12 protein-coding genes and 1 pseudogene are annotated in these 10,656 nt (G+C 69.0%); 3 read left to right on the top strand and 10 right to left on the bottom strand.

Annotated features, from left to right (window positions below; translation table 11 throughout):
• Positions 1-32: 32 nt before the first annotated feature.
• From O0J73_RS19215 to O0J73_RS19175, 9 genes and pseudogenes are all read right to left on the bottom strand, one after another.
• Positions 33-1,022 carry a cytochrome C biogenesis protein gene (locus O0J73_RS19215; RefSeq protein ID WP_197565040.1) on the bottom strand — a complete coding sequence of 330 codons (990 nt, stop codon included), beginning with the start codon at positions 1,020-1,022 and terminating at the stop codon, positions 33-35.
• Complete coding sequence (locus O0J73_RS19210; protein WP_308309397.1) at positions 1,016-1,462, bottom strand: cytochrome c-type biogenesis protein; 447 nt, start codon at positions 1,460-1,462, stop codon at positions 1,016-1,018. The genes O0J73_RS19215 and O0J73_RS19210 overlap by 7 nt, the downstream gene beginning before the upstream one ends.
• Positions 1,463-1,466: 4 nt before the next feature.
• Entirely contained in the window at positions 1,467-2,084 is a 618-nt protein-coding gene (locus O0J73_RS19205) for a DsbE family thiol:disulfide interchange protein (protein ID WP_197565042.1), read from the bottom strand.
• Between the two features lie 8 nt (positions 2,085-2,092).
• On the bottom strand, positions 2,093-4,012 hold the full coding sequence (locus O0J73_RS19200) for a heme lyase CcmF/NrfE family subunit (RefSeq protein WP_197565043.1): 1,920 nt from the start codon (positions 4,010-4,012) through the stop codon (positions 2,093-2,095).
• On the bottom strand, positions 4,013-4,474 hold the full coding sequence (gene ccmE / locus O0J73_RS19195) for a cytochrome c maturation protein CcmE (protein WP_006456687.1): 462 nt from the start codon (positions 4,472-4,474) through the stop codon (positions 4,013-4,015).
• Complete coding sequence (ccmD, locus tag O0J73_RS19190) at positions 4,471-4,659, bottom strand: heme exporter protein CcmD (protein ID WP_005410342.1); 189 nt, start codon at positions 4,657-4,659, stop codon at positions 4,471-4,473. Before ccmD ends, ccmE begins: the two co-directional genes overlap by 4 nt.
• Positions 4,656-5,426: a heme ABC transporter permease CcmC gene (ccmC, locus tag O0J73_RS19185; protein WP_006456618.1), complete on the bottom strand. Its 771-nt coding sequence runs from the start codon at positions 5,424-5,426 to the stop codon at positions 4,656-4,658. The genes ccmD and ccmC overlap by 4 nt, the downstream gene beginning before the upstream one ends.
• A 43-nt stretch (positions 5,427-5,469) precedes the next feature.
• Positions 5,470-6,165: a heme exporter protein CcmB gene (gene ccmB, locus O0J73_RS19180; protein WP_006456616.1), complete on the bottom strand. Its 696-nt coding sequence runs from the start codon at positions 6,163-6,165 to the stop codon at positions 5,470-5,472.
• Positions 6,162-6,530 (bottom strand): annotated as a pseudogene (locus O0J73_RS19175) (ATP-binding cassette domain-containing protein); the annotation flags it as partial. The gene ccmB and the pseudogene O0J73_RS19175, both read right to left, overlap by 4 nt.
• Positions 6,531-6,596: 66 nt before the next feature.
• Between O0J73_RS19175 and O0J73_RS19170 the strand changes: the two are divergent.
• From O0J73_RS19170 to O0J73_RS19160, 3 genes are read left to right on the top strand one after another with little or no spacing between them, the layout of a single operon-like run.
• Positions 6,597-7,745, top strand: coding sequence for a pyridoxal phosphate-dependent aminotransferase (locus O0J73_RS19170; protein ID WP_308309396.1), 1,149 nt, complete (start codon positions 6,597-6,599; stop codon positions 7,743-7,745).
• 14 nt (positions 7,746-7,759) lie between these two features.
• Positions 7,760-8,566 carry an amidohydrolase gene (locus O0J73_RS19165; protein ID WP_006456552.1) on the top strand — a complete coding sequence of 269 codons (807 nt, stop codon included), beginning with the start codon at positions 7,760-7,762 and terminating at the stop codon, positions 8,564-8,566.
• A 28-nt stretch (positions 8,567-8,594) separates the two neighbouring features.
• The gene (locus O0J73_RS19160; RefSeq protein ID WP_197564172.1) at positions 8,595-9,032 is read left to right on the top strand and encodes a hypothetical protein; all 438 of its coding nucleotides are present in this window, start codon (positions 8,595-8,597) and stop codon (positions 9,030-9,032) included.
• 107 nt (positions 9,033-9,139) lie between these two features.
• On the opposite strand, the gene O0J73_RS19155 is transcribed toward O0J73_RS19160, so the two are convergent.
• On the bottom strand, positions 9,140-10,656 hold a 1,517-nt coding region (locus O0J73_RS19155; RefSeq protein ID WP_308309395.1), incomplete at its 5' end, for a pseudouridine synthase.

Raw genomic sequence — 10,656 nt, 5'->3', positions numbered from 1 at the left:
CGCCGCCCCCCCCCCCCCCTACCGGGGGTGTGTTACGGGAACCGCAGTTCCACCACGCCCTCATGTGGCAGGCTCACCTTCACCGGTGTGCTCTGCAGGTCGTCTTCGCTGCGGTTGGCGCTGCCACTGCGTGAAATGCGTGCCAGCACTTCCACTTCGCGATGTGCCGACAGCGGCGCGGTCGGCATCGGGCTGTCGCCGTCGCCGAGCCCGACCGTGGCCGGGAAGTCCGCCAACGGGAGTTTGCGCGCGGCCACCGGCATCGGCGGTCCGCCCACTGCGCGGGCCAGCACGAACACCTGGGTGCTGGGCGGCCACTCCGAGCCCTGCAACGCAGGCAAGTGCACGCGTACCTGCAGCAACGCCGGTGGCGCTACCGCCGGTGCATCGGGCGCCTGGCCTGCTGCCTCGCGTGCGATGGCGATCTGTGCCTGCAGTGCCTGCGCAGCGCCCGGCTCCAGCCGCGGCAGCAGGCCGCTCCAGACATCGGCGGCCTCGGCGTTCCGGCCGCGCTGGCGCAGCGCGATGCCCAGCAGCCAGCTGGCGCGCTCGGCGTCCGGGGCCAGCGTGCGTGCCTGCTGCAACCAGGCGATTGCAGTGTCATCGAACTGCTTGCTGGCGTCGGCCTGGGCACGTGCCTGTGCGGCTTCCACCAGCACGCCGGGGTCGTCCGGAGCCAGTGCGGCAGCACGTGCGAAGGCCTCTGCGGAGGCGACCGCATTGCCCAGCTCGGCCTGCGAACGGCCCAGCAGCGCCCAGCCATCGGCCCGCTGCGGGTCGCGCTTGAGTGCATCCTGCAACGCCTGTACGCCGTCGCGCAGCGTCGCGACCGACGGCGCCGGCTGTACCTGCGCGGCGCGCGGGTCACCCACCAGCAGGTACAGGCAGGCGCCGGCCACACCGAGTGCCAGCACGCCCACGGCGAAACCCCTGCGGCCGTGGTGGCGCAGGGGCCACAGCACCAGCGCCGCCATCAGTGCGGCAACCAGGCCGGCCAGCACCGGCAGCCAATGACTCACCATTCCTCTCCTTCGTCGGCCTGGCTGGCCGGCGTGGCGGCAACCGTGCGGCCACGCCGCCGGACGATGCCGAACACCACCAGCGCACCGGCCCCCAGCACCAGCAGCGGACCGCCCCACAGCAGCCAGGTGCCCGGCTGCAACGGTGGCTGGTACAGCACGAACTCACCGTATCGGGCCACCAGGAACTGCTTGATCTGCGCGTCGTCGTGGCCCTGCTGCATCAGCTGCAGCACCTCGCGGCGCAGGTCCTGCGCGATCTGCGCGTTGGAATCAGCCAGCGACTGGTTCTGGCACTGCACGCAGCGCAGCTGCGCGGCCAGGTCATGGAAGCGACGCTCCTCGGCGTCATCGCGGAACTGCAGGGGCTGCGGATCGTGCAGCGGCTGCTGGGCCAGCGCGGCCAGCGGCAGCAGAAGCAGCAGCGTCAGCAGCCAGCGCATGGGCTCAGGGCGCCGTGTGCAGCGCGCTGCCGGCACTGCCCTGGGCCTTCTCGATCTTTTCCAGCGCCGGGATCAGTTTCTCGTCCACCACGCGCTGGGTCATTGCGCCGCTGTACTTCCAGCGCACGATGCCGCTGCCGTCGACCAGGAAAGTTTCCGGTGCAGCGGTCACGCCCCAGTCGATCGCGGTGCGGCCTTCAACGTCGCTGAGCACGACCATGAAGGGATTGCCCAGCTGTTCCAGCCAGTGCAGCGCGTCGGTCGGATCGTCCTTCCAGTTGTAGCCGATCACGCGCACGCGCTTGCTCTCGGCGAAGCGGGTCAGCACCGGGTGTTCCTCACGGCAGGCCGCGCACCAGCTGCCCCACACGTTCAGCAGGTAGGGCGCGCCGCGCAGGTCGTCGCTGTGCACGATCATTTCCGGGTCATGCAGCACCGGCAGTGCAAACGCCGGCGCCGGCTTGTCGATCAGGGCCGAGGGCAGCACGTCGCGCTGCGGATCGCCCGATTTCATCACCCCGTAGATCATCAGCCCGAGCAGGCCGAAGAAGAACAGTACGCCGATCACGATGGCTACCGGCGGCAGCGGGCGGGAGGGGCGCGGGGCGGGGGACTCGGACATGGGAACTCCTACGGACGACGGAAACGGCGGTCGGCGGCGGTGATGAATCCGCCCAGGGCCATCAGCAGCGCGCCCAGCCAGATCCAGCGCACGAACGGCTTGATGTGTACCCGTACCGCCCATGCATTGTTGCCCAGCGGCTCGCCCAATGCCACGTAGACATCACCGTCGAAGCGTGCATCGATGCCGGCCTCGGTCATCACCTGGCCGCCACTGGCGTACTGGCGCTTCTCCGGATGCAGCAACGCCAGCTCGCGGCCGTTGCGGAACACCCGCAGGTGGCCGCGGTCGGCGATGAAATTGGGGCCTTCGCGATGGTCCACGCCTTCGAAGCGCACCTCATGGCGGCCGACCACCAGCTGCTGGCCGGGCGCCAGCGCCACCTCGCGTTGCACGTTCAGCGCTTCCACCAGCAACGCGCCGGCCAGGAACACCGCGATGCCGGCATGGGCGACGATCATGCCGAGCATCTCGGCGGTGAAGCGGCCGTTGCCGCGCAGCCGCTGCCAGACGAAACGCGCGGTACCGAACCCGACCCAGGCCGCCGCGGCCACGCCGATGCCCGCCTTCCAGCCGTTCTGCGGCGCCTGCCACCAGGCCAGTGCGCCGAGCACGATGGCCAGTGCCAGCCACGGTGCCAGCAGCGCGAAGGCACGCGAGGGCTGGTCGCGCTGCCACTTCACCAGTGGGCCGAACGGCAGCAGCAGGATCATCGGTGCCATCAGCAGCAGGAACAGGCTGCCGAAGTAGGGCGGGCCGACCGAGATCTTGCCCAGCGACAGCGCATCGGCCAGCAGCGGGTACAGCGTGCCCAGCAGCACCATCGCGCAGGCGGTGGCCAGCAGCAGGTTGTTGGCCAGCAGCAGGGTTTCGCGCGAGGTGGCGGTGAAGCCACGGCGCGGATCGTCGGCGTCCACGCTCAGCTGGCTGGCGCGCAGCGCATACAGCAGCAGGCTGCCACCGACCAGCACTGACAGGAACACCAGGATGAACAGGCCGCGCGAAGGATCGGCGGCGAACGAATGCACGCTGGTCAGTACGCCGGAGCGCACCAGGAAGGTCCCCAGCAGGGATAGTGCGAAGGCGGCGATCGCCAGCAGCAGGGTCCAGCTGCCGAAGGTGCCGCGCTTCTCAGTTACCGCCTGCGAGTGGATCAGTGCCGCACCAACCAGCCACGGCATGAAGCTGGCGTTCTCCACCGGGTCCCAGAACCACCAGCCGCCCCAGCCCAGCTCGTAATAGGCCCACCAGCTGCCGAGCGCGATGCCCAGGGTCAGGAAACCCCAGGCGACGTTGGTCCAGGGCCGCGTCCAGCGCAGCCAGCGCGCGTCGACGCGGCCTTCCAGCAGCGCCGCCACCGCGAACGCGAACGGTACCGCGAAGCCGACGTAGCCCAGGTACAGCATCGGCGGATGGATGATCAGCCCCGGGTCCTGCAGCAGCGGATTGAGGTCGCGGCCTTCCAGCGGCGCCGGATTCAGGCGCAGGAACGGATTGGAGGTGAAGATCAGGAAGGCGAGGAAGCCGACACTGACCACACCCATCACCGCCAGTACGCGCGCCTGCACCGGTGCCGGCAGGTGCCGCGAGAACGCCGCCACTGCGCCGGTCCATAGCGCCAGTACCAGTGCCCACATCAGCAGCGAGCCTTCGTGCGCACCCCACACCGCCGAATAGCGGTAGATCATCGGCAGCAGCGAATTGGAGTTCTCGGCCACGTAGCGCACCGAGAAATCCTGCTGCACGAATGCGGCGGTCAGCACCGCGAACGCGCCGGCGACCAGCAGCAGCTGGGCGAAGGCGGCCGGTCGCGCCACCGCCATCCAGGCCGGGTTGTTGCGATGCGCGCCGACCAGCGGCAGGCCAGCCTGCAGCAGCGAGGCCAGCAACGCGCACAACAGCAGGATCTGACCCAGTTCGGGCAGCACTCAGCGCACCTCGGGTGCCGTCACCGGCACGTCGTGCTTGCGATGGGCATCGCCCATCTTGTCGGCCACTTCCTTCGGCACGTACTTCTCATCGTGCTTGGCCAGCACTTCGTCGGCGACGAAGACGCCGTCCTGCAGGCGGCCACTGGCAACCACTGCGGTGCCCTCGGCAAACATGTCCGGCAGGATCCGCGAGGTCGTCACCGGCAGCTGTGCATCGCCGTCGGTCACCTCGAAGCGCGCCTCCAGCGAGCCGACCGGGCGATTGAAGGAGCCTTTCACCACCATGCCACCGAGGCGGAAGCGCGACTGCGCATCGACATCGCCACGCAGCACTTCGGCGGGCGTGTACAGGTAGGCGATGTTGCGCTCCAGCGCCATCGCCACCAGCGCGGTGGCCAGGCCGGAGGCTAGCAGGGCCAGCAATACCCACACCAGGCGGCGACGCTGAACCGGGGTCATCGTTCCAGCTCCGTCGACAGCGGCGCGGCCGCATCCTGCCGGCCGGCACGGGTCTGCTGGCGCTGCTGCCGGGCCAGGGCCAACCGGCGCGCCACGCGCAGGCGCAGCCACGAGCCGATGGCATCGGCGCCAAGCACCAGCACGAACACCGCATAGGCGCCGATTACATAGGGCAGGTGGGTCATGGCTGGGCCTCCCGGGACGGGCGCGTGGCATCGACGCGACCGCCGACCCAGGCCTTGCCGGCCTCGCGGTCGAGGTTGTCGGCGCGCGCCTTGGCCAGTACCGAACCGGCGAACCAGAACTTGGTGCCGATCACCATCCACCACAGCGGCGCGATCATCGCGCTGCTGATCGCCGATTCACCGAACACGTTGATCGACTGGCGCTGGTGCAGGCCGCCCCACCAGTCCACTGAATAGCGGATCACCGGCAGCAGGCTGACGCCGACGATGGCCAGCAGGCCGGCCGCGCGTGCGGCGCTGCGGCGGTCCTCGATGGCGTGGTACAGGCCGATCACGCCCAGGTACAGGAACAGCAGCACCAGCTCGCTGGTCATGCGCGGGTCCCAGTCCCACCAGGTGCCCCAGGTGCCCTTGCCCCAGATGCTGCCGGTCAGCAGGGTGATCAGGGTAAAGCCGGCGCCCATCGGTGCGCAGGCCATGGCCAGGATCTCGCAGACCTTGATCCGCCAGATCAGGGCAATAGCGGCATACAGCGCCATCAGCGCGAACACGAACAGGCTCATCCAGGCACTGGGCACGTGGATGTAGAGGATGCGGAAGCTGTCCAGCTGCTTGGCTTCCGGCGGCACCACCAGCAGCGCTTGCCACATGCCGACCAGCAGCACCGGAACCGCGGCGAGATAGAACACCCGCGACCAGCGGGCAGCGAATCGGTCGAACGTGGGGGGCGAACCGAGTTGGTGGAACCAGCGGACAATCGGATTCATGCGTGGCGGCTATCCAGCAGGGGTGGATTGGCTCTCAGCTCGGTCAACTCAGAGAAATACGTATTGCAGCAGCGGTGGCCAGCGGAGCCAGCACCAGCGCGACCAGCAGGCCGGCGCCCAGCATCAGCAGCGCACCGACCGGATCCTGTCCGCGTCCGGCTGCCGCCAGGCTGCCTGCGCCGAACACCAGCACCGGCACGTACAGCGGCAACGACAGCAACGCCACGAGAATACCAGAGCGTCGGATGCCTACGGTCAGCGCGGCGACCACGCCACCGATCAGGCTCAGCAACGGCGTTCCCAGCAGCAACGATGCCAGCAACATCGGCAGCTGGTCATGCGGCAGATGCAGCATTTCCGCCAGCAACGGGCTGACCACGATCAACGGCAGCGCGGTGGTGGCCCAATGCAGCAGCACGCGCACCAGCACCAGCCACGCCAACGGTACCGGCGCCAGCAGCCATTGCTCCAGCGAGCCGTCTTCGGCATCGGAACGGAACAGTGAATCCAGCGACAGCTGGCCGGCCAGCAGCACCGCCAGCCACAGCACCGCACCGGCGGTGGCGGCCAGCAGTTGCGGCTCACGGCCCTGGGCCAATGCGAACAACACCACCACCAGCACGGCAAACAACAGCGGCTGCAGTGCATCGCCGCGACGGCGCCAGAGCAGGCGCAGGTCGCGCTTGAGCAGGGCGCCCGCGGTCTGCCACAGGCCTGGTTCGGTGCCAGGCGCGATCATGCGGCACCGCCGAGGTCGAGTTGGCGGGTGCGTACCGGCGGGGCGGCATAGGCGCCATGGGTGGTGACCAGCGCCGCGCCCCCGGCGCGCAGATGCGCCGAGATCATCCGGTTGACCAGGGTGATGCCCTCCAGGTCGAGGTTGGCGTAAGGTTCGTCGAGCAGCCACAGCGGTGCCGGCGACAGCCAGATGCGCGCGAGCGCCAACCGCCGCTTCTGCCCGGCGGACAGGTGACGGACCAGGGTGTCCTCGTAGCCGGCCAGGCCGACGATGGCCAGCGCGTTGCCGGGCATCTGCCGTGCACGGCGGCCATGCAGGCCACACAGGAAGTGCAGGTTCTCCAGCGTATCGAGGTCCGGCTTCAAGGCCGGCACTACCGCAGCGCGGATTGCGTAAACTCAGGAATCTCTCTCCTCCCATTCCCCAGGCCGATGCAACCGAACACCAAGCTGCCCAAGGTCGGTACCACGATCTTCACCGTGATGTCCCAGCTCGCCGCCGAACACGGCGCGGTCAACCTCGGCCAGGGCTTCCCGGACTTTTCCGCACCGCAGCGCCTGATTGATGAAACCGCCAGGGCGATGGCGGCCGGTCTCAACCAGTACCCGCCGATGACCGGCGTGGCGCCGCTGCGCCAGGCCATCGCGCAGAAGGCGCAGGACTGCTACGGCGCGCAGGTGGATGCCGACAGCGAGATCACCGTCACCAGCGGCGGCACCGAGGCCATCTTCAATGCCATCCACGCCGTGGTGCGTGCCGGCGAGGAAGTGATCGTGCTCGACCCGGCCTACGACTGCTACGAGCCGGCGATCGACCTGGCCGGCGCCAAGGCCGTGCATGTGTCGCTGGACCCGCAGACCTTTGCCGTCGATTGGGACCGCGTGCGTGCGGCGATCACCCCGCGCACCCGCATGCTGATCGTCAACACCCCGCACAACCCGTCCGGCGCGATGCTGTCGGCGCAGGACATGCAGGCGCTGGCCGAGCTGCTGCGCGGCACGCAGATCTACCTGATCTCCGATGAGGTGTACGAGCACATCATCTATGACGGTCGCCGCCACGAATCGGCGCTGCGCTACCCGGAACTGCGCGAGCGTGCGTTCGTGATCTCCAGCTTCGGCAAGACTTACCACTGCACCGGCTGGAAGATCGGTTATGCGATCGCGCCGCCGGCGTTGACCGCCGAGTTCCGCAAGGTCCACCAGTACAACACCTTCACCAGCTTCGGCCCGGCACAGTACGGTTTCGCCGCGATGATCCGTGACGAGCCCGAGCATCACCTGGAGCTGGGCGCGTTCTACCAGGCCAAGCGCGATCGCTTCCGCGAGCAGCTGGCCGGCACCCGGCTGAAGGCGCTGCCGGTGCCGGGCGGCTATTTCCAGCTGGTCGATTACTCGGCCATCAGCGACCTGCCGGACCATGAGTTCGTGAAGTGGCTGACCATCGAGAAGGGCGTCACCGCCATTCCGCTGTCGCCGTTCTACGAGAACCCGCCGGCCGGCCAGCGCCTGGTACGGCTGTGCTTCGCCAAGAATGAAGCGACGATGGACGCGGCGATCGAACGCCTGCGCCTGCTGTGAGTGGAGAGCTGAACATGCAGGACCTGCGCATTTCCCTCGTCCAGGGCGATACCCGCTGGCACGACCCGGCCGCCAACCGTGCCTATTACGGTACGTTGCTGGCGCCGCTGGCCGGCACCACCGACCTGGTGATCCTGCCGGAGACCTTCACCAGCGGCTTCTCCAACGAGGCCATCGCCCAGGCCGAAGGCATGGATGGCCCGACCGTGGCCTGGGTGCGTGAGCAGGCCAAGGCGTTGAACGCGGCGGTGATCGGCAGCGTGCAGCTGCGTGAAGGCGAGGGTGTCTACAACCGCCTGCTGTTTGCCACGCCGGAAGGCGCACTGGAGTACTACGACAAGCGTCACCTGTTCCGTTACGGCGGCGAGCACGAGCGCTATGCCGCCGGCCGCGAGCGCCTGAGCGTGGAGTGGAAGGGCTGGCGGATCAATCCGCAGGTCTGCTACGACCTGCGCTTCCCGGTGTTCTGCCGCAACCGCTACGACGTCGAGCGCCCCGGGCAGCTGGACTTCGACCTGCAGGTCTTCGTCGCCAACTGGCCGTCGGCGCGTGCCTACGCGTGGAAGACGCTGCTGCGCGCGCGGGCCATCGAGAACCTGTGCTTCGTGGCGGCGGTCAATCGCATCGGCGTGGACGGCAACCAGTTGCATTACGCCGGCGACAGCGCCGTGATCGATTTCCTCGGCCAGCCGCAGGTCGAAATCCGCGAACGCGAGCAGGTGGTGACCACCACGATCTCGGCCGAGGCGCTGGCCGCGCACCGCGCACGCTTCCCGGCGATGCTCGATGCCGATGCCTTCCACCTGGACGAGCGCGCCTGAGCGCCGCCTTTTCCCACCGGATGACACCATGAAGTTCCCCCTGCTGCTGGCCCTGGGCCTGCTCGCCACCGCGCTGACCGCTCCTGCAGCGCAGGCGGCCGGCAACATCGACTGCGACCTGCGCTACAACCTGTCCGGCTGGTCGCTGTTCTACAAGACCGCCTCGGGCACCGGCACCATCCAGTGCACCAACGGCGCGCGCATTCCGGTGCGCATCAAGGTCACCGGCGGTGGCCTGACCGTTGGCAAATCGAAGATCGTCGACGGCAAGGGCCGCTTCACCGGTGCCTATTCGCTGGACGACCTGCTCGGCAAGTACGTGGCGCTGGGGGCGCACGCCGGCGCGATCCGCTCCGGTGGCGCCGTGGCGATGACCAAGGGCGACGTGTCGCTGGCACTGGCCGGTAGCGGCCGTGGCTGGGACCTGGGCGTGGACGGTTCCTCGTTCGTGATCCGGCGCCGCTGAACCCGCGAAAAGGGGACGGAGGGAATTAAGTCGCTTTTGCCGTTCGGCGCGCACTAACGAAAAACCCCGGCCGGAGCCGGGGTTTCTCATTTCAAGCGTATCGGCGATCAGCCGCCGCGCGGGCCGCTGCGGCGCGGGCCGCCCGGACCACGGTTGCCGCCGGGGCCACCCGGGCCACGGTTGCCACCCGGACCACCGGGACCACGGTTACCGCCCGGGCCACGGTTGCCGCCGCCCGGACCACGGCCGCCGGGACGGGCACCGTGTGCCGGCTTCGGGCTGCCATACGGGTTGAAGCCCGGGGTCGCGTGGTCGGACGGGAAGCTGGGGGCATTGCCCGGATGGCCGTACGGGTGCTTGTTGCCCTGGCCCTGCGAGCGGTTGCCCGCGCCGGCCGGACGACCCTGGCCGCCTGCGCCGCCACGGCCTTCACCACCGAAACCGCCACGGCCCTGGCCGCCACCGGCGCCTGCGCCCGGACCCTTCGGCTTGCCGTATGGACGGCCCTGGCCGCCTGCACCCGGACCACGGGCACCCGGGCCACGTGCGCCCGGACCAGCGTTGCGATGGCCGCTCGGGCCGGTGCTCACGCCATCCGGCACGTACCAGGTGCGGAACGCCGCCGGATTGCCTTCCGGCAGCGAACGGTCGTTCTTCTGCGCGCGCTGCTTGAACGGCTTCTGCGACTGCTTGGCCGCGGCTTCACCGCTGACCGTCAGGCCGCCCTTGAAACCGCCGCCCTTGCCGCCGCGACCACGGCCGCGATCTTCGCGCACGTTGTCGAAGCGACGCAGCTCGCGGCCTTCATCAGCGGTGTTGTGGCCGTTGACGTAGGCATTGCCACGGCCACCCTCGCGCACGCGCACGGTGGTCTTGGCGGCGCGGCGCTGGCCGATCACCGGCTGCAGGGTCAGCGCCGACGGCGCGCCTTCTTCCAGCTTCAGCTGCGCGCGCAGGGCTTCCACCTGGGCGGTACCCAGTTCCACCGAATGGCCGCGGGCCAGTTCGCGCGGCAGGCTGACCTTGCCGTAGCGGGTGCGCTTCAGGCGGCTGACCTGGCAGCCCTGCGATTCCCACAGGCGGCGCACTTCGCGGTTGCGGCCTTCCTTCACCACGACGCGGAACCAGTCGTGCGAATCCGTGCCGCCGATGCGCTCGATCTCGTCGAACTTGGCCGGGCCGTCTTCCAGCGCAACGCCGCGGGAGAGGCGGTCGACGATGGCGTCGGAGACCTTTTCCTCGCCTTCCGGGGCGCGCACGCGCACCACGTACTCGCGCTCGACCTCGAACGACGGGTGCATCATGGCGTTGGCCAGCTCACCGTCGGTGGTGGCCAGCAGCAGGCCGGTGGTGTTGATGTCGAGGCGGCCGATCGCGATCCAGCGCGCGCCCTTCAGCGGCGGCAGCGATTCGAATACGGTCGGTCGGCCTTCGGGGTCTTCGCGGGTGGTCACTTCGCCTTCCGGCTTGTTGTAGACCAGCACGCGCGAGGGTTCGGCCAGGGCGGTGGCGACGAAGCCGCGGCCGTCCAGCTCGATCTTGTCGCCGCTCTTGACCGACATGCCGGTCTGCGCGACTTCACCATTGACCTTGACCAGGCCTTCGGCGATGCGCTGTTCCAGCG

The sequence above is a fragment of the Stenotrophomonas sp. Sm6012 genome (genome assembly GCF_030985895.1).
GTDB classification, from domain to species: domain Bacteria; phylum Pseudomonadota; class Gammaproteobacteria; order Xanthomonadales; family Xanthomonadaceae; genus Stenotrophomonas; species Stenotrophomonas forensis.
Note: the sequence above shows the minus strand (reverse complement) of the source record. Positions and strands in the feature narration are given on the sequence as shown.